At 51.0% G+C, this 22,440-nt stretch carries 18 protein-coding genes; 7 read left to right on the top strand and 11 right to left on the bottom strand.

Annotated elements, in window-relative coordinates; all coding sequences use genetic code 11:
• Positions 1-272 precede the first annotated feature (272 nt).
• The gene (locus ACO0LI_RS03180; protein ID WP_423030786.1) at positions 273-3,167 is read left to right on the top strand and encodes an FAD-dependent oxidoreductase; all 2,895 of its coding nucleotides are present in this window, start codon (positions 273-275) and stop codon (positions 3,165-3,167) included.
• A 65-nt stretch (positions 3,168-3,232) separates the two neighbouring features.
• Here ACO0LI_RS03180 and ACO0LI_RS03175 read toward each other — a convergent pair whose 3' ends face one another.
• The 4 genes from ACO0LI_RS03175 to ACO0LI_RS03160 all read right to left on the bottom strand — a co-directional run bounded on the left by ACO0LI_RS03175 (position 3,233) and on the right by ACO0LI_RS03160 (position 6,498).
• Complete coding sequence (locus ACO0LI_RS03175; RefSeq protein WP_423030784.1) at positions 3,233-3,988, bottom strand: HNH endonuclease; 756 nt, start codon at positions 3,986-3,988, stop codon at positions 3,233-3,235.
• A gap of 20 nt (positions 3,989-4,008) precedes the next feature.
• On the bottom strand, positions 4,009-5,412 hold the full coding sequence (locus ACO0LI_RS03170) for an AAA family ATPase (RefSeq protein ID WP_423030782.1): 1,404 nt from the start codon (positions 5,410-5,412) through the stop codon (positions 4,009-4,011).
• 419 nt (positions 5,413-5,831) lie between these two features.
• Entirely contained in the window at positions 5,832-6,131 is a 300-nt protein-coding gene (locus ACO0LI_RS03165; protein WP_423030780.1) for a hypothetical protein, read from the bottom strand.
• 136 nt (positions 6,132-6,267) lie between these two features.
• Complete coding sequence (locus ACO0LI_RS03160; RefSeq protein ID WP_423030779.1) at positions 6,268-6,498, bottom strand: hypothetical protein; 231 nt, start codon at positions 6,496-6,498, stop codon at positions 6,268-6,270.
• Between the two features lie 547 nt (positions 6,499-7,045).
• Between ACO0LI_RS03160 and ACO0LI_RS03155 the strand changes: the two genes are divergently transcribed.
• From ACO0LI_RS03155 to ACO0LI_RS03145, 3 genes are all read left to right on the top strand, one after another.
• Positions 7,046-7,600 carry a lipocalin family protein gene (locus ACO0LI_RS03155; protein ID WP_423030777.1) on the top strand — a complete coding sequence of 185 codons (555 nt, stop codon included), beginning with the start codon at positions 7,046-7,048 and terminating at the stop codon, positions 7,598-7,600.
• A 65-nt stretch (positions 7,601-7,665) separates the two neighbouring features.
• Positions 7,666-9,222: an FAD-binding domain-containing protein gene (locus ACO0LI_RS03150; protein ID WP_423030775.1), complete on the top strand. Its 1,557-nt coding sequence runs from the start codon at positions 7,666-7,668 to the stop codon at positions 9,220-9,222.
• 33 nt (positions 9,223-9,255) lie between these two features.
• On the top strand, positions 9,256-10,656 hold the full coding sequence (locus tag ACO0LI_RS03145) for a DASH family cryptochrome (RefSeq protein WP_423030773.1): 1,401 nt from the start codon (positions 9,256-9,258) through the stop codon (positions 10,654-10,656).
• An 81-nt stretch (positions 10,657-10,737) separates the two neighbouring features.
• Here ACO0LI_RS03145 and ACO0LI_RS03140 read toward each other — a convergent pair whose 3' ends face one another.
• Together ACO0LI_RS03140 and ACO0LI_RS03135 are read right to left on the bottom strand one after the other, a co-directional pair.
• A complete protein-coding gene (locus ACO0LI_RS03140) occupies positions 10,738-11,880 on the bottom strand; it encodes an ABC transporter substrate-binding protein (protein WP_423030771.1) in 1,143 nt (380 codons plus the stop codon).
• A 372-nt stretch (positions 11,881-12,252) separates the two neighbouring features.
• Positions 12,253-12,786, bottom strand: a complete 534-nt coding sequence (locus tag ACO0LI_RS03135) for a MarR family winged helix-turn-helix transcriptional regulator (protein WP_423030769.1) — start codon at positions 12,784-12,786, stop codon at positions 12,253-12,255.
• Between the two features lie 206 nt (positions 12,787-12,992).
• Between ACO0LI_RS03135 and ACO0LI_RS03130 the strand changes: the two genes are divergently transcribed.
• Positions 12,993-14,252, top strand: a complete 1,260-nt coding sequence (locus ACO0LI_RS03130) for a flavin-dependent oxidoreductase (RefSeq protein WP_423030767.1) — start codon at positions 12,993-12,995, stop codon at positions 14,250-14,252.
• 318 nt (positions 14,253-14,570) lie between these two features.
• On the opposite strand, the gene ACO0LI_RS03125 is transcribed toward ACO0LI_RS03130, so the two are convergent.
• The 4 genes from ACO0LI_RS03125 to ACO0LI_RS03110 are packed head-to-tail and all read right to left on the bottom strand — an operon-like array spanning position 14,571 to position 18,265.
• A complete protein-coding gene (locus tag ACO0LI_RS03125; protein ID WP_423030765.1) occupies positions 14,571-15,671 on the bottom strand; it encodes a TIGR00266 family protein in 1,101 nt (366 codons plus the stop codon).
• A 9-nt stretch (positions 15,672-15,680) separates the two neighbouring features.
• Positions 15,681-16,361, bottom strand: a complete 681-nt coding sequence (locus ACO0LI_RS03120; RefSeq protein WP_422952480.1) for a TIGR00266 family protein — start codon at positions 16,359-16,361, stop codon at positions 15,681-15,683.
• Between the two features lie 9 nt (positions 16,362-16,370).
• Entirely contained in the window at positions 16,371-17,030 is a 660-nt protein-coding gene (locus tag ACO0LI_RS03115; protein WP_423030763.1) for a TIGR00266 family protein, read from the bottom strand.
• Positions 17,031-17,050: 20 nt separating this feature from the next.
• Positions 17,051-18,265 carry a M48 family metallopeptidase gene (locus ACO0LI_RS03110; RefSeq protein WP_423030761.1) on the bottom strand — a complete coding sequence of 405 codons (1,215 nt, stop codon included), beginning with the start codon at positions 18,263-18,265 and terminating at the stop codon, positions 17,051-17,053.
• 240 nt (positions 18,266-18,505) lie between these two features.
• On the opposite strand from ACO0LI_RS03110, the gene ACO0LI_RS03105 reads away from it, so the two are divergent.
• Entirely contained in the window at positions 18,506-19,384 is an 879-nt protein-coding gene (locus tag ACO0LI_RS03105; RefSeq protein ID WP_422952477.1) for a LysR family transcriptional regulator, read from the top strand.
• A 24-nt stretch (positions 19,385-19,408) separates the two neighbouring features.
• Here the strand turns inward: ACO0LI_RS03105 and ACO0LI_RS03100 are convergent, their stop codons facing one another.
• Positions 19,409-19,810: a hypothetical protein gene (locus ACO0LI_RS03100; RefSeq protein WP_422952476.1), complete on the bottom strand. Its 402-nt coding sequence runs from the start codon at positions 19,808-19,810 to the stop codon at positions 19,409-19,411.
• Positions 19,811-20,073: 263 nt separating this feature from the next.
• Here ACO0LI_RS03100 and ACO0LI_RS03095 point away from each other — a divergent pair, with 263 nt between their 5' ends.
• On the top strand, positions 20,074-22,422 hold the full coding sequence (locus tag ACO0LI_RS03095) for a DEAD/DEAH box helicase (RefSeq protein ID WP_422952475.1): 2,349 nt from the start codon (positions 20,074-20,076) through the stop codon (positions 22,420-22,422).
• The last annotated feature ends 18 nt before the right edge of the window (positions 22,423-22,440 follow it).

Here is a 22,440-nt window from a genome sequence, read left to right as displayed (position 1 = left end):
GAGCACCAGATTTTGGAGTTCAGTTTATTTTTTTAAAGACTCAATTCAAGACCTGGGCTAGCAGGAATAAACCTGCCGGTAATTGTCTGCCTGCTGATATCACAAATACCCGCCTTACCACGCCGGAATGTCTGTTTTTTTATACAAATGCTATCCCGCCCGCAGTTAGCTTGCCCAAGACCAACAGACTGCCAGCATAATACCTGCTGAATAATTACCCACTTAATGGCGGACAGGCTTATCTCCGCGACCTTATCCCGGGAGACAGCTCGTTGAAGCAGACTAGAGTATTGATTGCAGGCGCAGGTATAGCAGGTTTGACGGCAGCGCATGAGCTGGCCGAGCGTGGTTATCTGGTGACGGTGGTGGAGGCGCTGGCTGCGCCGGGTGGCAAGTCGCGCAGTATTCCAGTGGAGGGTTCAGCCGCTACTGGTCAGCAAGAGCTGCCGGGTGAACATGGCTTTCGCTTCTTCCCCGGCTTTTACCGGCATATCCCTGACACCATGGCGCGCATACCCTGCGTGCTGGCGGATGGGTCGTATGGCAGCGTGGCAGACAACCTGGCGCATACTTCGCGCACGCTGGCGCTGTCCAAGAAAGGACGTTGGGAAGTACCCAACCAGTTACGTTCATCATCACGCGATGCGGCCTCGCTGCTGTCTTTTCTCTATGATCTATTTGTGGGCGTGGGCAGCGGTGTCGATGTACCGCGTGAAGACATGCTGCATTATGTGCGCTGCGTGTTCACCATGCTGACCAGTTCAGACGAGCGCCGCTTTGGCGAATTTGAAAATATCTCGGCCTGGGATTATTTCCAGGCACCGTCGCGCTCTGAGGCTTATCAGAAATATGTCATCAATGCCGTGACGCGCACGCTGGTGGCATGCCGCGCGGCAGACATGAGTGCACGCTCCAACGTGGTCGTGGGCATACAACTGCTCAGCGATATCTACCGCAGTTGCGCCGATCGTGTATTGAATGGCCCGACCAGTGAAGTATGGATAGCGCCATGGGTCACGCACCTGCAACATCTGGGCGTGAAATTTGTCCAGGGCGTGTCGGTAGAAAATGTATTGTGGGATGGCGACGCTGCAAAGGCGCTGCAACTCAGCGATGGGACAGAGCTGGCAGCCGACCACTTCATCCTCGCGCTACCGCTTGAAGCCTTGCAGGCCATCAGCAATGAAGACATGCTGGCGAGAGCACCCAGCCTTGCAAGGCTGGATGAACTCAAGACTGAGTGGATGAATGGCATCCTGTTTTATCTCGGCCAGGACATAGAGCTGAATCACGGACACACCATATTTCTGGATGCGCCATGGGCTTTGACCTCGCTATGCCAGCAACGCTTCTGGCCACGTGGCCTTGCCCAATATGGCGATGGCACCGTGCGCGGCATACTGAGTGTTTGCATCTCTGATTTTGATGCGCCGGGTGACTACATACGCAAGCCTGCAAAGGATTGCACACCCGCGGAAATACAGGAAGAAGTCTGGCAACAAATCCTGGCGCACCTTGCCCCTGCAGACCGCGCAGAGCTGGAAGCTGCCGGAGTCATCGCCTGCTCGATAGATCCATCCTTGCGCTGGACAGAACAGGGCATGGAAAACGATGCGCCACTGTTCGTCAATACCGCTGGTTCATGGGCGGCGCGCCCTGAGGTGGATATAGGCATCAGCAATCTGTTTGTCGCTGGGGATTTTGTGCGCACAGCCACCGACGTGGCAACCATGGAAAGCGCGAATGAATCAGCGCGTCTTGTCGTCAACCGCATACTTGATCTGACTGCATCAAGTGCCGCACGCTGCCAGTTATTCCCACTGGAAGAACCGACAGCATTGACGCCACTCAAGGTCATAGACAAGCTGCGCTTTGAAGCAGGCTTGCCGCATCTACTGGACCTGGTGCCAGTATTCTCTGGCGAAACCATCGCCTGGCTGGGTGGCATGACCAGCCGTGTTGCCGAGTATTCTGTGAAGGCTGGCGACATCGTGCGCCAGCTCGGCTGGGACCAGCGCCTGCCCGAATTTGAATCCAAGGCCATGCGCTTTATCAACAACCTCAGCAGGGGCGTGGCACCGGTATCCAAGTGGGCCAGCAATGCGCCTGACTCGAAATCAGGTACAGCAGAAGCACAGGCGAATACATCCGGTGTCAACACGCTCATCAACGATATCGTCGGCTCCATCAATGACAAGGCACTGGCCGACGACCTCGACAAATTGCGTGCGCGTTTAATCAGCGCACTGGACCAGACCGATAAGCACTTCAGAGAATACGGCGCCAGCCACCAGCGCCATCTTATCGATGGCGTACTGGCAGATTCGCTATTCCAGTCCGGCAAACGCCTGCGCGCAAGCTGCGCCCTGCTGTGCTCCATGCTCATGCGGCGCTTCTTGTCAGAAGAAGCGGTACAGGTCGCCATCATCACCGAATCTATACACGCCGCCACCCTGCTACACGATGACATCATCGATGAAGCAGACCAACGCCGCGGCCACCCCACTGCATGGAAAAAATATGGCGTCGGTGCCGGTGTGCTGGCTGGCAACCTGCTGGTCTCACGTGCAGTGCGCTCACTGTACCGCATAGGTTATAACGGCCTCGCAGACGACTTGTTTGAAGTCATAGAATCCATGATCGCCGCCGAGTCCGACCAGCTATCAGGCCGCCGCAACCTCGAAGCCTGCGAACAGGACTATCTGCGCATCATAGACGGTAAAACCGCCGGCCTGTTCGCCTGGTCCTGCCGCGCCGGTGCCACCGTAGGCGGCTGCAACGCCGCTACAGTCACCGCCACCGCCAATTTCGGCCGCCACATGGGCCTGGCCTTCCAGCTCATCGACGACATCATCGACCTCGCCCCAGATACGAATGACACCGGCAAAACCCGCTACACCGACCTTAGCACCGGCCTGCTGACTTACCCCTTGCTACTGGCCCGCCAGCGCGACCCAGAAGGTTTTGATGCAGTGGCAGCGAATGGTTTTGCAGATGCCGCCGAAGTCAGCGCATGGCTGGTCGCGAATGAGGCGCTGGAGGATACGCGGGCTGAGGCTGCGAGGCAGATTGCGATGGGGGTAGAGGCTTTGCTGCCGGTGCGACACTCTGCGGCGAAGGTGACGTTGATTGAGTTGGCGCGGGCTTCTACAAGGCGGTTGCTCTAGGTAAATTTTATACCTTCAGTTAATTTAACTTTCAAGGAAATTTATATTTTTTGTTACTTCAGTTTTTAGCAAATTTCATTTGCTAAAAGGGCTAACATTTTTTGTCCTTTATTTTTTCGAGCCTCACAAATTGCATCTATGATAACAGCACGTTCAGCTTTCAATTTTCTTGCTACTTTAATTTGAGTGGCAATAACTGACGCTGACGTTTTAGGAAAGGCACCAATCAATTCAAGTATCGCGGTAAATAAATCTACGGAAGCAATAGCAAGTTCATACATTGCTCGTTTTTCAATAGTGGTGATGCTAGCTAGTTTACAAACCTCTATGACTTTAAGTGCTCTTTTCCTTTTCAGCTCGTCATGTTTCGTTGCAACAAAAAATAAACCTTCTTTTATCGTTATATGCTCGCTGTATTTGTGAATATATGGGTGAATCCAGTTCCAATCATCCACCTTCATTGGATAAGTTTCGGGAAATTTCTGACAATTGGCTGCAACAGGATCATATTCTCGTTTCAACCAGTTACAACGTTTACAGGATGCTACTAAATTGATTTTTGTATAGGTGAATTTCGGATGTAAACTTTTTGGGATAACATGATCAATTTCATGACCCCCGATACTTGAACTTATTTTACGTCTACAATAAGAACATCTATACTTTTGCTGTAACAATACATCTTCACGCAGGCGTTTTCGAAGAGTTTGAAGATTCTTCGCTTGCCATTGGGATGCTCTGCCCTTAAATTTAGATATGAGTAGTCCACTGTCCTCTACAGTCCAATTTGTAGCTATCAAAATCTCAAATCCAGGCACCATGGTAGTTACAATAATTTATTTCAATTTTTATTAACTTTTTCTGAAATATTCAATATTGACTGAATTATGCGTCTGCCTATATCGTCTTCTGGCAGAATGTCCAAATACTTGGACAACTTCTCAGCAACTACTTCCAATTTTTTCTTATTTTCTTCGACTCCGTTTGCAATTATTCCCAGAGCGCGATCAACTAATTGAGACAGTCCTACAGATCGTGTGGTCGGCAGTTCAAACGCATTTTCAAGAACATCATTAACTGTCCACCCGTCTGGAGCATCCAAAAATTGTCCATACACATCGTTTCCTATGTGTGACAACCTAACTAAATGATCATGCCCGTAGCGCAATGATGAGGCAATATGTGGCGAATGAGTGGCTACAAAAACATGGCATCCTTTTGTCCCTTCAAGGCTATTCATAATATCCCCCAGATATTCCCTTTGCCATCGGGGATGCAGGGTATTTTCTGGCTCATCAATAAGTATCAGGGTGTTATCTCCTGCATTAAGACAAAGTGATACCAAGGACGAAAATAAACCCCATTGACCAGCACTAGGGGCATGAATGTTTTTGTGTTCATCTGTCCCCATAAATAACACGGGCAAATTTAATATCCCAAGAGTGATACCCCAAAAAAGTGCTGCCGCACTGGCCCCATGAATATCAACTGAGCCATTTTTAAGATCTATATGCACGGCAAACGACCAGCGTCCCGTAGGTGCGCGATCAGATGTATATCCTACTGATTCACTTACAATCCGAATATTAAGTTCCCGATAGTAATTTTCTAATTCTTCATAAAATACTTGGTTTTTTATTTTTGTTTTTAACCATTTTGGCATTTTTGATATTCTGTCAATAACTTTATCAAACGATTCAATTTTATCGCTCGCATTCATCCTGCTAAATTTATTATTTGCTGAATTGTCGTTAATTGCAAATACCAATGAATCAGGCATGCCTGTTTTCTCTGCTATTGACCTAATGAATTTTGATTTCTTTATAACTCTCTCAGGAAACTCCAAGATTGCCATTAAAAGTTCTAAAACACTATGATTTCTACTTATGATGTTTCTTGAAGTTCTTGGTCCAAGGTAGCGATAGAAAGGAAGATTATATTTGGATGAAAATTCTCTAATTTGTGGCTTGGACGGAAAGCGGTCTGTTGGAGCGGCCGAAATTGCTATCATTTTCTCTGGTAGCTTATAAAATATCGTCGAATGCGATGACATGTACATATCTATCAAGTCATCAGCCAAGTAACTAGTTAAAGTGTCATCCAATATCTTACGGAGTATCAGGCTCTTTCTGGTGCCGTTTTCTCCTAACAAAACAGATAAAACAGGCTTTGAAGATTTATTTCTAGGCAAGCTAATTGCCGAGCCTGAAGAAAACGGAATTTTAAATTCTGAAATTAAAGCCATATTCTGATTGCACTCGGAGTTAGTTAAAATAGATAATTTTTTAATATTTTAAATATACCCAATTTCAGAAAGAAATTGGATATTCCTAATTTGTTTATTCGTGCATTTGAGTGAAATTTATTGGCATTTTCCGAAAATTTGAAAGCACGCTGCCATTGAATGCATAGATTTCGCTTTAGTGACTTATATTAATTTACCTGTTTACTCAATTCATTAAGGTCGAATCGACTTCCAATTCTCATCCTGTATCGTCAACATCGCCCTCGCTTTTTCTTCCGAGCCAAAATGGTCATTCGCAGTGCCATGCAAGACACCTTAAGCAATAGGATATCTATTTCAGAATCCATCACTTCTTTTAGTACACTGCGGAATTTCTACGAGCCGAGTTTGGCTTTTTAAGGACTAGGTGATGACGCGATTCAGTAGCAGGCAGGCGACGTAGCCGTGAGTGGAGAACTAGTTTCTGGTTCATTTGCGGTATTGTTTTCATAGCGACTGGTGAAGTCTGTGGCAAAGTGTTTTAAAGGATCATTTTCTAGCAGCAGTTCGGGCAGGATGACGAAACTTGCGATGACAAAAGCAGCTTCAGCAGTTGCTCCTTGTTTATCAGCAACGCAGTTGAAGCTTCCAGGCCTTGGTATGTAGTTGCGGAAACAGTAGTCCACAGATTCGAGCACCTCAAATGTCCCCACAACGGTTTGCTCTTGCCTTGCATCCATGCTGCAATAAGAATAAGCCAGTTAGCTATCATGGCCGGCTTTGTTTGGCGGCAGCGGCCCGCCTACAGACGTTGTCCAAGAGCCGCATCGGGGAACTGCTGCCGCATCAGTGAATGTCAGTTGACTATACTTTCCCTCATGGCAAGCTCAAATCCAAACCGAACATCCTGGCAAGTACTAAGGTGAGATACCCCAGGCCCAGGAGTGATAGCATGAAGATTGCAGCTACCTTGCCGCCTGCACGTAGCACCGCATTCGTCCCCAACTTCTTCCCTTGGTCATAATGCCACTTGATGGCGAAGAACATGCCTATCGCGAGTACCAGAAGTTTGAATGTCACCAGGACTATAGGGATCCAATCCATCATTTTGAGTATTTCCAGGTTGTTAATGGCACTAACTATCGTGTGGACAGCACTACCGTAAAACGCCGCTCCAGCAGCTTCGTTTTTTCAACCATTCCCCTCAGGCATACAGCATAGTGATTTGCTGAATGCGGATGAGAAATGAGCAGGCGTCCACAACTGTCACGCAACAATGGTGTTGCTGTGCGCCCTGATGCATACTACCTCAAAGCAGTTTCCCTACATGAGGACAAAATGTCTCAGTTGAAAAACATGCAATATGAAAATTTGCCAATCTGGTTACCGAGTTTGCATATTGGAGCGGCGCCATGATTGCAGTGGCATATGAATTCCAGAGTGGCGCCAACTAGTACATACAGTTGCATGAGACAGGGTAGATCATGACAGATGATCGCTGGTAAATACCCGAGCTTGCCCAAGGTCTGTGAGCGTCTTCCAAATTAGCTGTATATTGGCATGTCCCGCAAGCATCGCCAGCATATTGCGCTTCAGTTGTCGGCGCACCGCCGTTACTGAGCTGCAATTGCCATGAAATCATTTGGAGTATTTAATGAAGAAGAGAGTCTTCTGCGCGCTACTGTTTGCATTAAGCCTGAGCGCGAATGCTGCCGACGCGCCGCAAGTTGCTGCCAAGCCTGTTGTGACAATTGCCGCACTGGATGTGCCGCGCTACATGGGTACCTGGTATGAAATCGCGAAGTTTGAAAATCGATTCCAGAAGAAGTGTACGGGCTTCACCTCGGCGACGTATTCAGCATTACCGGACGACAATGTACAGGTCACCAACCGTTGCCAGGGAAGTGGTGGCGAGGTCATCGAGGCTATAGGCGAGGCCAGGCAGGTGGGCAACTCAAGCTCACCGAAGTTGAAAGTGCGCTTTGCGCCAGCGTTTTTTTCTTTTCTGCCTATGGTGTGGGGTGATTATTGGGTCATAGATCTGGATAAGAATTATCAGTTGGTTGCCGTCAGCGAAGCCAAGCGCGAGTTCTTGTGGATATTGTCACGCACAAAAAAAGTTGATAAAGAAAAGTACGATGCCCTGGTCGCACGGCTGGTGGCTCAAGGCTTTGATGTAAGCAAGCTGGTGCCCACTAAACAGGAGTAGCAGGCTTGCGTCCCAGTTTTTGCGCATGCCGGATAAAAATAAACAGGCGTTGATATAATGCCCGCATGACATATAGCATCGTTTGGTTCAAACGCGATCTGCGTTTGCATGATCATCTTGCGCTACATACAGCAACCAGCAAAGGGCCGGTGCTGTGCTTGTACGTGGTCGAGCCGTCTTTGTGGGCGCAGGCTGATGCGGCGAACCAGCATTACCAGTTCTTGCTTGAGAGCTTGCGTGAGCTTTATCTTGTGTTGCGAAAAAATGGTGGTCAACTGCATATCCTGACAGGTGAAGTCACTGAGGTCTTTGCGCACATTTTTGCACACCAGCCATTCTCGGCTATTTATTCACACGAAGAAACTGGCAACAATTTCACTTACCAGCGCGATAAGGCGCTGGCGCGCTGGTGCCGTGCGCAACAAGTGGAATGGCATGAGTTTGCCCAGTTTGGTGTGGTGCGACGATTGCAAAATAGGGATGACTGGCAAGCCAGCTGGAATGCGCATAATGACTTGCCCTGTGTAGCGCTGCCGCCCTTGAGCGCCGCCAGTTTTGCACCAATGACACCTGCAATTACACTCCCGCGATTGCCGCCTTCAGTACAGGAGTTGCATCTGGCCCCTTATGATCCGCCTGAGCGTCAGCGTGGTGGCAGGCAGAATGGCTTGATGATACTGGATAGTTTTTTGCGTGAGCGCAGCCATCAATACCGGGGCGGGATTTCATCGCCCTTGTCGGCACCCACCGCTTGTTCGCGTCTGTCGCCTTACCTGGCATTTGGCTGTATTAGTTTGCGAGAAGTGGTGCACGCGACACGGCAACAACGCATAGAGTTGCCCGTCACGGCTGATCGTCAAAAAAAGGGACTGGATGCCTTTATCAGTCGCTTGTACTGGCATTGCCACTTTATTCAAAAACTGGAGAGTGAGCCAGAAATTGAATACCGCAATATGCATCGTGGCTATGACGGACTGCGTGAGCAGGAATTTAATCAGGCGCATTTTGACGCACTCGTTTCTGCACGCACTGGCTGGCCGCTGGTCGATGCGTGTGTAATGATGTTGCGGCAAACAGGCTGGCTTAATTTTAGAATGCGTGCCATGCTGGTTTCTGTCGCAGCCTATCCTTTGTGGCTGGACTGGCGACCAGTTGGGCACTGGCTTGCGCGTCAGTTTCTGGATTATGAACCAGGCATACACTGGAGCCAGATGCAGATGCAATCAGGCACTACGGGGACGAATGTGCCGCGTATTTATAATCCCATCAAGCAGGCCAGTGACCATGATCCCCATGGCCATTTCGTGCGGCGCTGGCTGCCTGCGATGCGGCGCGTACCTGACACATGGTTATTTGAACCTTGGCGCATGCCACCAGATGTGCAGGCAACTTGTGGTGTCAAAGTGGGTGTCGATATCCCTGAGCCTGTTGTCGATCTGGAACAGGCGACCCGCATTGCCAAGACCCGGCTGTTTGATTTGCGCAAGCAGCCTCACATGCAGGCTCCCAAATTAGCCGTCATAGAAAAACATGGTTCGCGCAAAAAGACTCCCGGCAAGATGCGCCAGCAGGCTGCATCCAGCAAACAGCCTGTCAGCGTGCAATTGGAACTGGACTGGTGAGATGAAAAAAAAGGTTAAAGAATAGGGATGGCGATGAGTGATAGTTCATATTTTTTTTCAGAGCAATCTCAAGAAGGCAGCCCTTCCAGCACGCAAGGCACTGTGATTTATTGGTTTCGCAATGACCTGCGTTTGGCAGATAACCAGGCTTTGGTTCATGCCTGCCAGCATGCGGAAAGACTGGTATTTGTCTATTGTCATTCACTCTCCACTGTGCAGCCACAGCGCTGGAACTTGCCTCACTCTGGGTTGCATCGCCAGCGCTTTGTGGCATCTGCTTTAGCTGATTTAAGGGATCAGTTAAACGCAATGGGCAGCCAGCTACTTGAGGTTAACATGAGTGCCGTGGAATTTCTGCCGCTGCTCGCAAGTGAACTAGGTAGTAAGGTGGTTTACTGTGAAGAGATTGCTGCACCTTATGAGCAAGACGATATCCTGGCATTAAGAGCAGCAGGTTTGACGGTGCATACGCACTGGCAATCCACCTTGCTTGAACCAGTACATTTGCCGTTCAAGCCAGATGCACTTCCTGATGTATTTACGCAGTTCCGCACTCTCATCGAAGGCAGTGACTTGCAGCCGCCTGCGCCGCTGCCAGCACCAAAGTGCTTGCCAGCTCTGCCAGACAATTTTGGCCAGATTGCAAAGAAGTGGGGGATTGACTCACACGCTGGCGCGGTAGAGGCAAGTGCTGAAGCATCAGCACTGCTGAATGATGATCGCTCATCATTCCCCTACTTTTTACCTGAATTTTCTGGTGGTTCAACTGCAGCTTGCGCGCATGTAGAAGACTATCTGAAGCGTAAGCTACCGCATACCTACAAGCAAACCCGCAATCAATTGTCTGGGCTGGACTATTCGACCAAATTTTCTCCGTGGCTTGCCTCTGGTGCGATATCAGCACGCCAGATTTTTAGTGCGCTGAAAAAATTTGAAACGGAACATGGTGCAAATGAAGGCAGTTACTGGATCTGGTTTGAATTATTGTGGCGTGATTATTTTCGCTTGCTGCATCTGAAATACGGGCGCCGCTTATATTTCGCCAAGGGCCTGACTGATTTACCGGCACCGCCGCATGACGCAGAAAAATTCACCAACTGGTGTCTGGCCAAGACAGGCAATGCGTTTATTGATGCGGCGATGGCAGAGCTCGCCGCAACTGGCTATTTATCGAACCGTATGCGTCAGGTGGTTGCCAGCTATCTTATTCATGAGCTGGCTTGCGACTGGCGTGCTGGTGCAGCATGGTTTGAAGCTCAGCTCATTGATTATGACGTGTATAGCAATCAAGGTAACTGGTTGTATATCGCAGGGCGTGGCACAGACCCGCGCAATGGCAGGCGTTTCAATATTCAAAAGCAAGTCAATGACCATGATCGTGATGGATCATATCGACGACTATGGGGCAAACCTGGCAACGCGGCAAACGATTAATCAAGAATTAAAGAAGCAAGAGCCGCATCAGGCGGCGCTTGCTAAGACATCAGAGCCTCGCTCCAGGTTTCGCCCTGAATATCAAGGGCCTACGGCTTTCCAGTTCCCACCTTGTATCGTCAGCATCACCCTCGCCTTTTCTTCCAGGCCAAAATGGTCATTCGCGGTGTAATGCAAGACACCCTGGGTGATAGGGACATCGATCTCGGATTCCATCGCATCTTTCAATGCAGTGCGAAATTCTGGCGTACCGGGTTTGGCTTTTTTTAGGGCCAGGGGGATGACGCGGTTCAGTAGCAGGTAAGCGTCGTAGCCGTGGGCGGCGAACTGGTTTCTGGTGCCCTCGCCATATTGTTTTTCATAGCGGTTGGTGAAGTCTGTAGCCAGTTGTTTTGACGGGTGGTTGTCTGGCAGCAGTTCGGGCAGGATGGCCAGGCCTGCGACGACGAAGGCACCTTCTACGTCTTTACCACCGAGGCGTATGAGGTCACGCGAGGCGGCGCCATGGGTTTGGTAGATTTTGCCTTTGTAGCCGCGTTCTATCAAAGCCTTGTGTGGCATGGCGGCGCCGCTGCCGGACGCACCTATGAGTATTGCATCTGGTTTGGCGGCCAGTATCTTCAGGGTTTGTGCGGTGACACTGGTGTCGGGGCGGTTGAAGCGTTCTGTGGCGACAGATTGCAAGCCATCTTTGGCGGCTGCGGCGGTGATGGCTTTGAACCAGGTTTCGCCATAGGCATCAGAATAACCGAGGTAGGCGTAGGTTTTGACGCCTGTTTTTTTCATGTGGTCGGCCACGGCGTGAGCCATGAGCGGGGTCGATTGGGCGACACGGAAAGTCCAGGTGCCTTTGCCAGGTGCGACCTCAACCGGGGAGGTAGAGATTTGCGGTGTCTTGAGTTCGGACGCGACTTCTGCCAGGGCAACGGAGGCGGGTGTGGCGGTAGAGCCGACGATGACATCGACCTTGTCGTCGGTGATGAGCCTGCGAGCGTTCTTGCTCGATTGGGTGGTGTCGGATGCGTCGTCGAGAATAATCAGTTTTACTTTTTCACCACCTATGGTTTCTGGCCACAAAGCAATGCCGTTTTTGGTTGGGATGCCCAGGCCAGATGCGGGACCAGTCAGTGGCAGGCTGACGCCTATGGTGATGTCGGCATGGGCCATACCTGTGGTAGCGGCTATCAGCAAGGCCAATAAGCTGGGTTTGATTTTGATTTGCATTGCGGTCTCCTGAATTATTGTTGGTATTGCAGATGCGTGGTGTGGCGTATTGTTGCTTTTCGTTATTGGCCTTGTTGTTGGCCGGGCTAGCAATTTTGTTTTTTTATTGCGACGCAATATTGTTATGTCGCATAACAGTTATTTAATATAATAATTTTTTGGATGGGATGCAAGCGGGGATTTGGATTTTTTGGTAGCGTGTTAGCCACGACGACGCAGCCATTACAGCACGAAAACGTGAACTCGTATCCCGTAGGTTGGGCTACGGGTTATCAGCCCAACACTCGGCCTTAACAAACATGTACATTTTTTATGCGCCCAGTGTTGGGCTGATGAAGCCTGGCGAGGCGCGGCCCAACCTACGCAAAACTATTACTTCGGCTCCACACACAACTTCCCCAGCAAGGCACGCAACTGCTGCCTTTCCTTCGCGCTCAGGTGCTGGCTAACTCTGTCATCGTGTTCTTTCACGGCCTGCTTGTATTTCTCTAATTGCTTCTGGCCTTCTTTGGTCAGGTGCAGGTTATAGGCTCTGCGGTCGCCGGAATCCTGGCGTTCCAGCAGGCCTGCCTGTTCAAAATTATCGATAATGGCGACCACGCCTGAGCGGGCGATGCCCATGACTTCTGCGAGGCGGGTTTGGGAGATGCCTGGGTTATTGCTGACAATCACCAAGGATGAGAAGCGCTGGGGGGTGACGTCATACGCACCGAGGCTGGCACTGAAGTCTGCATAGATGGATAGCTGGGCGCGGCGGACGGCGTAGCCAGTCAGTTCATCAAGGATGCCATAGTCTATGCCTTCTATACGGGCGTTGAAAGTGGGCAGTTGCGCTGTGCTGGGCTGACGCTTGGGTGCTGTGGCCCTGGTTTGCACTTTGGGCTTGTCTGTTTTTTGTTTGGGCATGGTCGGGCAATATGAATGAGCTTGTTCGTTGAAGTATTGTACATGTTGGGTTATTTTAAATTAGCTAATCCACATTGCTAGTGTACAAAAAGCAGGAAAATGGAAATTTGCAACAAGGCTTGTATTACTCTGAATAATTGTTATACAGTAGAACAATATAGCCGTATTTAAAAACGTGCAGTATCATCAATTTGCTGGAGGAAGACATGAAAGTGGTAATCGCTGGTGCCGGAATAGGGGGCCTGACTCTTGCCTTGATGTTGCATGAGCGTGGGATAGATGTTGAAGTCTATGAAGCGGTCAATGAGATCAAGCCGCTGGGCGTGGGCATTAATTTGCTGCCACATGCGAGCCAGCAATTGTGCCAGTTGGGGTTGGAAAGCTGCCTGGCTGAGCTGGGTATAGAGACTTCATCATTGTCTTATTTCAATAAATTGGGACAAAAAATCTGGCAGGAGCCACGTGGCCGTGCGGCTGGGTATGACTCACCGCAATACTCGATACACCGTGGTGAATTGCAGATGACTTTGCTGCAAAATGCCGTAGAGCGCCTGGGTGCGGAGTGTATCCATCAGGGTCATGCATTCACGTCTTTTGAGCAGGTGGCGGACAAGGTGATTTCTACTTTCACCAGTCAGGCAGATAAAGCGGCGGTGACGGTGGAATCTGATTTGCTGATAGGTGCGGATGGCATACATTCAGCAGTGCGGCGCTTTTTGTACCCGCAGGGTGACCAGCCGCGGTTTTCTGGACGCATGCTATGGCGCGGCGTCACAGAAGCTGCGCCGTATATGGATGGGCGCAGCATGTTCATGGCCGGGCACCAGGACCAGAAATTTGTTTGCTACCCTATCTCTGAGCCTTTGCGCAAACAAGGCCGTTCGCTGATTAACTGGATTGCCGAGTTGCGGGTGCCGGGTGGCGAATTGCCCGCCTCGGACTGGAACCGCAAGGTCGATAAAGCCACCTTCAGCAAACCCTTTGATAGCTGGAACTGGGGCTGGATAGATATCCCTGCGGTTATTGAGGCTGCAGAGGTGGTGTATGAATTCCCGCTGGTAGATCGTGACCCTTTGCCACGCTGGACTTTTGAGCGTGTGAGTTTGCTGGGTGATGCTGCCCACCCCATGTACCCTATAGGCTCAAACGGCAGTGCGCAGGCAATACTTGATGCGCGGTATTTGAGTGATTGCCTGGCTGATTGCCTGCGTGGTGAAGCAAGTATCTTGTATGCCTTGCGTGAGTACGAAGCTGAACGTTTGCCGCGCACGACAGGCATAGTATTGCGCAACCGCATGAACGGACCTGAGCAGGTGATGCAGATGGCAGAGGAGCGTGCGCCCCAGGGTTTTGCGGACGTGACTGAGGTCATTGCGCAGTCTGAGCTTGAAGCAATTTCTTTGCGGTATAAACGGCTGGCAGGGTTTGATAAAGATGCTTTGCGTGTAGCAGGGAAGATTGCCTGATGCATTTGAAAAAATAGCAACTGGATTAGTATTTCTATCTCCTACAAGGAGAGGATGTCAGGGTTTCACAAAGCATGTTTTGCAAAACCCTGCCACCATCATCTAAAGGTTGGCACCGTCGCTGCAAGACAAAAAATGGGAGAGCCCGACAATTCGCCTGCAGTCTTTCTTTTTCCATTTTCTGCCTCGCAGCAAAAGACATCGGTATATCGGAGCTGTAAAAATTCAAAACAGCTCCGATATCAACACAGCCATTAATCAACACCGCGATTAATCAAACCGTCAATCAAGTTTCTTAGACCTGCGTTTTGCCTTTGCTTAATCCTTAGTCGGACGATACTGCCCTGCCCAGCCTGCAAATGCGCCGACGCTGCGTGTCTGTATCCACAGTTTGCCTTCGCCCTTGAAGCGGCAGACGAAGCCTTCGCCAGAGAAAAATAAAGATTTGTAGCCGCCAACTTTGCTGATGCTGTATTCCAGGCCTTCGGTGAAGGCGACGATATTGCCGGTATCAACGACATAGCCATCTTTGACATCGATTTCTATGATGGCGCCGTAGCTGTTGAGCCACAAATCGCCTTCGCCGCTGGCGCGTATCAGGAACAGGCTTTCGCCGGAGAAGAAGCCTTTAGTAAAGCCCTGCCATTTGGTTTCTATATTGATGCCAGGGGTGCTGGCAACAAAGGCACCGCTTTGCAGGTACAGGGTTTCGCCGCGCATGTAGCGGTGGATCAGGTCGCCGGGTGTCGCTGGGGCGATACCGATTTCACCAGGGCCGTTTTCAGCAGTGAATTCATTGAGAAAGAGATTTTCACCTGACAGCATGCGCGAGATGCCGCCTTTCATCTTGGTCTTCATGACCAGATTGGTATCCATGGTGGCCATGGCGCTGGCTTCCACTTTCAACATTTGTCCGGGTGGTAGCTGGACGGTGACGAAGCCAAAGTCAGGGCTGCCATCGATCTTGAATTTCAAGCCGGCGAAATCGGTTGCTGCAACTGGCTGCGCTGGAGCCAGCGCTGTAGTGGCGGTGCTGATAGCAGCCTCTTGACTGGCTATCGCTGGAGGTACTGTTTCTACAGCGGCTTGTACCACAACTGCTGGCGCAACTGCAGTTGCGGGTACAGGCGCTGCGGATTCTGTTACCACATCAGGCGCAACAACTTCGCTTTTCACCGCAACATCTGCATCACTTTGCAAGCGTACCTTCAGGCCATTTTTTTCTATGGTCAGCCGGTATTTTTCTGCCGTCTCGCTATCAAGACCACGCTTGATGACACGCGGTGCGGTTTCCAGTAATTGCCTGGCTTGTTCTGCCGGGAGCTTGAACAATTTTTCGACTGTAGCGCAAGCCTGCTCAAAACTGATGCCATCAGCCAGTTCACCGGTGAGGACGATATCTATCATCGTGTTATTCATTTTTTGTCCTTATCCACGGGCTTTGAGTTCAGGGCCTAGCAGGCTGCCAAAGCTGTTTTCATTATGTGACTGGCACCAGACTGTGCCCCGGCCAGAAAATTTACAGACCAGGCCTTCACCACCTAGCATGGATTGCAACCAGCTCTTGCCAGCCTTGGTGATAGAGAATTGCAGGGTTTCGCTAAAGGCGACGATGTGGCCGGTATCAACGATGTAATCGCCATCGACTTCTATGGGGTAAATGGCACCAAATGAAGAGATCACTGCCGTACCTTTGCCCTTGAGCTTGAGCCAGAAAATGCGTTCGCCAGACAAGAGGGATTTAAAGCCTTGCCAGCCCAGATCGACTTCTATGCCTTCATCGCATGCCAGGAAAGAGCCCCCCTGCACGATGAGGTTGTCGTTGTTTAATGGCAGTACCAGCATGTCACCAGCGAGATCAGTACCCAGCCAGACTTCGCCTGGCGTATTCTGTGGTTCGAAGTGATTCAGGAATAATGATTCACCGCCGAGCAAACGCTTGGCTGCCTTCAGTAATGAGCCACCCTGTTTTTTATGGGTGGTCGTGGTGATCTGCATATTGCTGCTCATGGCCAGCATGGCACCAGATTCTGCAGTGCAGACTTCACCAGGACGCAGGCTGACTTTGGCCGCGGTATTGCCAGGCTGATTGACTAATTCTACGTGCATGATGCGTCCTTACAATTTTGGATTGAGCCAGCCAGCCAGGCTGGAAATACTGCGCGTCTGTATGATGATCTTGCCTTTACCGCTGACGCGCGTTACAAGACCTTCACCACCAAAGAAGCTGGAAAACAAACCGCCGGCCAGTTGCAGATTCAGGCGCAGCGATGGGTCGTAAGCCACCAGGTGACTGGTATCGACGATATATTCGCCATTGACTTCTTTTTCCAGCAATGCGCCATAGGCACCAAACCAGACTTTGCCATGACCGCTGACCTTGATGCGGAACAGGCCTTCACGCGCAATCCAGGATGCAAAACCGGCAAAGCCCAGGCCTATCTTGATACTTTCTTCACAAGCCAAAAAAGCGCCAGGCTGCATGAAATACACTTCATCATTGAGTTCCTTGCAGAGGATTTCACCCGGTGTAGGCTGCACGATGGTCATGCTGCGTGGTGCCGGGGTTGCATTGTGAAAGCGGCTGATGAACAATGATTCACCACCCAGGTATTTGCGCAGCAAACCCTTGATCAGGCCACCATTGAAATGCGCCGTCAGATCGAGGCTGGCATCCATGCTGGACATGGCATCGGGCTCGGTCATGATGCTCTCACCGGGTGCGAGTTCTACCTCGACGTAGGAGAAGGCATGGCCCCCTTTGATATTTGCTTTCACTGATTACTCCTTTTTGTGTTTCAGGATTGTGGTGTTGAGGACGGGCCTGCTGGCTTGTCTTTGGACTCGGTAGTTGCTGGCTTGGCGACAAATTTTTTGACGACTTCCTGCAAATCCTTGAAGGCAGCCTCTTGATTAATGTACGACCCTTCAGGTTTACCGATGAGTTCACGTAAATGCGCCATGCGTTTTTCGCTGGTGGGGTGAGTGCTCAGCAAACCCATGGCTTGCTTGTAGGCTTCACGCGCCTGTTTGTTGTCGATTTTTTCGAGAGCGGCTTTTTCTTCTGCAATCATGCGCTCAAAAAAAACTGGCAAGCCTGCCGGATTGATGTTGGCACGCTTTAATAGCAGTACACCTTTTTCATCGGCATCGGTTTCAAAGCGGCGCGAATATTGCTGGCTCAGCAGCATGGGCGCGGCATTGCTAAAGACCGCCAGCAAGCCGCTGACGTCTCCAAACACGGCACTGGCGACCAGGTAAATCCCGGCATTGCCGATGATATTGCGTGTGCCATGTCGTTCTTCTACATGGCTGATTTCATGTGCCAGCACACCCAGTAATTCTTCCGCACTACCTGCCTTCAGGATCAGGCCAGAATGGATGGCGACATAGCCACCAGGCAGCGCATAGGCATTGGTGCTGCTGTCATTGACGATAGAAATAGAGTAGCGATACGGCGAATTTGGCAAGGCTTGCAGCAAGGGTGTGGTGAGCGGCTTCAACACCACATCAGCCTCAGCTTTAGGCATGCGACGGTTTTTCAGGTCATCCTGGGCGGCCACACTGGCACCGAGTTTTTCTTCCCATTCTACCGGCACCTGTTTGGCGGCATAGGCAGACATGGTATCCATTTGCCACATCAGACCTACCGGCACGGCTATCAGCAAGAGGCTGAAACCTATCAATGCTCCCCAACCATAGGCACGTTTGCGGCCCGCCGCAGCGATCTGGCGCGAGCATTCAGGGTGGGCAAGCAAGACCGGGTTTTTCAAGATGCTGAGGTCGCTGGTATACAGCACCAGGTCAGGCTTGTGGGCATGCTTGATGAACACCAGTTTATTGGCTGCACCACCCAGTGTCAGTTCCAGCTGGGCAAATGGCAGAGTGCCCAGCAAGGACGCCACCTGATAACTGACCCCCAGTTGCGACAGGCTCAGTTCACCAGTATCCCGGCCACCGGGCAGGGATGCGTGAAAAGCGTGGCAAGGGTATTTGCTGGAAGCAAGCTCCATGTTGATCCTGAAGTAATATAAAAAGCTGTCTATAGCTTGCTGAAGAAACAAGCAAATTTAGTCAGGGCGTCAGAATTATAAAGCAGCGATCCGTATTTTTTGTTTAAGTTTTTAAACCTGACAAAACATGGTATTGACGCTGCGGGGGTATGGCTGTTAATGCATCGTAGTGCATCACCGGCAAGTATTATGTTTCCCTGTGCCGATATAATGCAGGTCATTAATCAAAAGGTTCTTGCAATGTCACCAGACTTGAATGATTTACTGGCTTTCGCCCGCGTTGCGCAATGTCGCAGCTTTCGCCAGGCTGCGCAAGAATTGCAGCTCACCGCTTCTGCTCTCAGCCATACCTTGACAAAGATGGAAAAGAAGCTGGGCATGCGTCTGCTGCACCGGACTACCCGCAGCGTCAGCCTGACACCGGCGGGTGAACGCTTGCTGCAGAGTCTGCAACCGGCGCTGCAGGAAATCCAGGGTGCCCTGGAAAGTCTGAATGAACTCAGGGACAAGCCAGTTGGCCGCTTGCGCCTGAATGTGCCGCGCCCGGCGGCGCAACTCACACTGGCCCCTGTCATGGCTGCCTGGCATGCTGCTTACCCTGAAGTTGAACTCGAAGTCGTCAGCAGCGATGCCCTCATCGATATCGTGGAGCAGGGCTTTGATGCCGGCCTGCGTTTTGGTGAAAGCCTGCAGCAGGACATGGTGGCTATCCCGGTGGGGCGCGAAATCCGTTTTGTCGTTTGTGCCTCTCCTGCCTATTTGCAAAAACACGGTGTGCCTGAAACGCCGCATGAGCTGTTGCAGCATCAATGCATACAATTCCGTTTCCCCAGCGGGCAAAGATATCGCTGGGAATTCCAGCGCGGGCAGGAAAAGATGGAAGTTGCCACTACCGGCGCGCTGGTGTTTGATGACTTCTATGTGGCGACGCGGGTCGCCTGCGATGGCGCCGGGATTTGCTATACCTATTGTGGCTATGCCGATGAGCTAGTAAAGCAGGGGAAATTGCAATACGTGCTGGAAGACTGGTGGCCGGCGCCTGAGCGCAGCTATTTATACTACCCCAGCCGCCGCCATCAGTCGGCGGCTTTGCGGGCTTTCATTGATTTTATGAAGTGAGTCGCTAGCGTATTTCGATGTCATTCATTTGGGAATGGTCGTAACTTCCCAGGAAAAACTGCCGACTTTTGATCTAACAGCTTCATACAAGGCACTGACCTGCTTGTCTGCATTGTTGTCCTGAGCGGCGACTTTGTTACTGATTTGTAGTTTCCATTTTTTTGTTGTGGCTTTATCGCTCGATGCAGAGAAGCTATACACCAATTCGTAGCGCAGCCCCAGATCGTCAGCAGCCTTACGAAATGTGTCTATGTCTGCCTGGTCTTTAGTCTCATAAGAGATTTTCAACAGCACATCGACCTTGGGATTTTTCGCGTACAAACGAATAGCGTCAGAGGGCAGGTCAACAGCACTGGCCGTACTGGGGGTGAGGGCCGTGCCTGCAAGACAGATAAAGGCGTATGCAACTACGAAATATTTTTTCATGATGTACTTTTTCCTGAGCCTGGTTTTTCAGTTTTAGTCAGTTTTAGTCAGTTTTAATTTGGATTACACATCAGATAAAGTGGCAAACTGACATCCAATAATATCAAAAATATAATTTAAAAGTAAGTAAAAATTAATAAGATTTTTATTTTTTGTCAAGCATCATTGGCAGGTATTTCCCCTGACTTAGCCACAGGAGAGTAAACTATAGGGATAACCATCTTGTCGCATCCTGCGATACGAGCGAACGAGCGAGCATCGCCATGTCAGAAAACACACCTCCGATTACTTTTGAAGACCTGCAACTGAGTGCGCCTATTCTGCGCGCCTTGCAGGATGTAGGCTATGAAACACCGTCGCCGATACAGGCGGCCACCATCCCGATTTTGCTATCCAACCGCGATGTTCTGGGTCAGGCACAAACCGGTACTGGTAAAACTGCTGCCTTTGCCCTGCCCATCCTGTCACGCCTGGACGTGCGTCAGACTACTCCACAGGCGCTGGTGCTGGCACCAACGCGTGAGCTGGCAATACAGGTGGCAGAAGCCTTCCAGACTTATGCACGCCATATCCCTGGTTTTCATGTCCTGCCTATCTACGGTGGCCAAAGCTATGGCCCGCAACTCTCGGCCCTGCGCCGTGGTGTGCATGTCGTAGTTGGTACTCCTGGCCGCGTGATTGACCATCTGGACAAGGGCACGCTGGATTTATCCGCGCTGAAAACCCTGGTGCTGGATGAAGCTGATGAAATGCTGCGCATGGGCTTTATTGATGATGTAGAACGCATCCTGCAAGAAACACCAGAAGGCCGCCAGACTGCCTTGTTCTCGGCCACCATGCCTTCAGCCATCAAGCGCATAGCCCAGACTTATCTGAACAAACCAGCAGAAGTCACGGTTGCTGCCAAGACCGGCACTGCCGACAATATCCGCCAGCGTTACTGGCTGGTCAGCGGCATGCACAAACTTGATGCCCTGACACGCATACTGGAAGCCGAAACTTTTGACGGCATGATCATTTTCGCCCGTACCAAACTCGGTACAGAAGAACTGGCAGCCAGGCTGGATGCAAGAGGCTTCTCGGTTGCCGCCATCAATGGCGATATCAACCAACAACAGCGTGAACGCACTATCCAGCAACTGAAAGACGGCAAGATAGATATCCTGGTCGCCACGGACGTTGCTGCCCGTGGTCTGGACGTAGAGCGTATCAGCCACGTCATCAACTATGACGTACCTTATGATCCGGAAAGCTACACCCATCGCATAGGCCGTACTGGCCGTGCCGGCCGCAGTGGTGAAGCCATCCTGTTCATCACACCACGTGAAAAGAATTTGTTGAAAGCGATAGAACGGGCAACCCGCCAGCCAGTGTCACCACTGGAATTGCCGACCATACAGACCGTCAACAATGTCCGTATCGCCCGCTTCAAGGACCAGATTTCTGCCACACTGGCACAAGGCGGCCTGGAAGAATTCACGTCCCTGATCGAAGATTTTGAGCGTGAGCAAAATATCCCGGCAGTGGAAATTGCTGCGGCGCTGGCCAAAATGGCGCGTGGCGATGAACCTTTGCTGCTCGATAAAAACCGTAAAGAAACCAAGAACGACGATAGCTGGCGCGATGAACGTCCTGCCCGCGCTGAACGCGGTGACAGAGGCGACCGTAGTGACCGCGATCGTGGTGACAGGGGTGACCGGGGCGATAGATTCGAACGCGCACCGCGTGAAGACCGTGGCGCACGCCGCGAACACAGCCCGCGTACGCCAGAACCAGGCATGCAGACTTTCCGCATCGCGGTCGGTCATGATCATGGCGTCAAGCCAGGCAATATCGTTGGCGCGATTGCCAATGAAGCCAATATAGAATCCAAGTTCATCGGCCGTATCGATATCTATGATGACTACACCATCCTTGATTTGCCAGACAATCTGCCTGGCGACATGATGGAACATCTGAGTTCAGTGCGTGTGGCTGGTCAGGCCCTGCGTATCAGTGCAGAAAAAGGCCAGAGCAGCAGTGCGCCAGCATCCCGCCCGGCACCACGTGCAGCGCGTGAAGAAGCGCCTCGCGAACGTGCTCCACGCACCCCTAGTGTTGCTGAAGCCGCACCTGGCAGCAAGCTGAATCAGGTCGTAGATCGTGCTGCCCGTGCGCCTTTGGATGAAGAGCGCCCGGCCAAACCTAAAAAAGACAAGGCTGACGGCAAAGGCAAGGTCGGCATCCCCATGCTGACTTACCGTATCGAAGTCGGCAAGGCAGATGCAGTAACGCCTAGCAATATCGTTGGTGCGATTGCCAATGAAGCCGGTCTCGAAGCCAAACATATAGGCCGTATCGATATTTTTGACGACTACAGTACGCTGGACCTGCCAGATGGCATGCCCAAGGAATTGCTGAAGCAGTTGAAAGGCGTCTGGGTCGCAGGCAAGCAAATCCAGATCAGCCCGGTTGGTGAAGACCATGTGCGCAAGCCTCTGCCAGCAAGCCAGCCATCACCTTTCGGCCCCAAGAAAGCCGGTGGTGATCGCCGTGTGACAGAAAAAGCCAAGGGTTATGGCGCAGGCAAGCCAGCAGCAGCCAAGCCGCATCGCAAAGGCCCTAAAGCCTGATCGGCCTGACGGCGCCAT

It is taken from the genome of Undibacterium sp. Tian12W (genome assembly GCF_049339405.1).
Taxonomy (GTDB): domain Bacteria; phylum Pseudomonadota; class Gammaproteobacteria; order Burkholderiales; family Burkholderiaceae_D; genus Undibacterium.
This window is presented reverse-complemented; position numbering and strand designations above follow the sequence as displayed.

Excerpts from the sequence above, each read along its gene's own strand:
- ACO0LI_RS03175 (WP_423030784.1), bottom strand. The coding sequence starts at position 3,988 with ATGGTGCCTGGATTTGAGATTTTGATAGCTACAAATTGGACTGTAGAG.
- ACO0LI_RS03170 (WP_423030782.1), bottom strand. The coding sequence starts at position 5,412 with ATGGCTTTAATTTCAGAATTTAAAATTCCGTTTTCTTCAGGCTCGGCA.
- ACO0LI_RS03165 (WP_423030780.1), bottom strand. The coding sequence starts at position 6,131 with ATGGATGCAAGGCAAGAGCAAACCGTTGTGGGGACATTTGAGGTGCTC.
- ACO0LI_RS03160 (WP_423030779.1), bottom strand. The coding sequence starts at position 6,498 with ATGATGGATTGGATCCCTATAGTCCTGGTGACATTCAAACTTCTGGTA.
- ACO0LI_RS03155 (WP_423030777.1), top strand. The coding sequence starts at position 7,046 with ATGAAGAAGAGAGTCTTCTGCGCGCTACTGTTTGCATTAAGCCTGAGC.
- ACO0LI_RS03150 (WP_423030775.1), top strand. The coding sequence starts at position 7,666 with ATGACATATAGCATCGTTTGGTTCAAACGCGATCTGCGTTTGCATGAT.
- ACO0LI_RS03145 (WP_423030773.1), top strand. The coding sequence starts at position 9,256 with ATGAGTGATAGTTCATATTTTTTTTCAGAGCAATCTCAAGAAGGCAGC.
- ACO0LI_RS03140 (WP_423030771.1), bottom strand. The coding sequence starts at position 11,880 with ATGCAAATCAAAATCAAACCCAGCTTATTGGCCTTGCTGATAGCCGCT.
- ACO0LI_RS03135 (WP_423030769.1), bottom strand. The coding sequence starts at position 12,786 with ATGCCCAAACAAAAAACAGACAAGCCCAAAGTGCAAACCAGGGCCACA.
- ACO0LI_RS03130 (WP_423030767.1), top strand. The coding sequence starts at position 12,993 with ATGAAAGTGGTAATCGCTGGTGCCGGAATAGGGGGCCTGACTCTTGCC.
- ACO0LI_RS03125 (WP_423030765.1), bottom strand. The coding sequence starts at position 15,671 with ATGAATAACACGATGATAGATATCGTCCTCACCGGTGAACTGGCTGAT.
- ACO0LI_RS03120 (WP_422952480.1), bottom strand. The coding sequence starts at position 16,361 with ATGCACGTAGAATTAGTCAATCAGCCTGGCAATACCGCGGCCAAAGTC.
- ACO0LI_RS03110 (WP_423030761.1), bottom strand. The coding sequence starts at position 18,265 with ATGGAGCTTGCTTCCAGCAAATACCCTTGCCACGCTTTTCACGCATCC.
- ACO0LI_RS03105 (WP_422952477.1), top strand. The coding sequence starts at position 18,506 with ATGTCACCAGACTTGAATGATTTACTGGCTTTCGCCCGCGTTGCGCAA.
- ACO0LI_RS03100 (WP_422952476.1), bottom strand. The coding sequence starts at position 19,810 with ATGAAAAAATATTTCGTAGTTGCATACGCCTTTATCTGTCTTGCAGGC.
- ACO0LI_RS03095 (WP_422952475.1), top strand. The coding sequence starts at position 20,074 with ATGTCAGAAAACACACCTCCGATTACTTTTGAAGACCTGCAACTGAGT.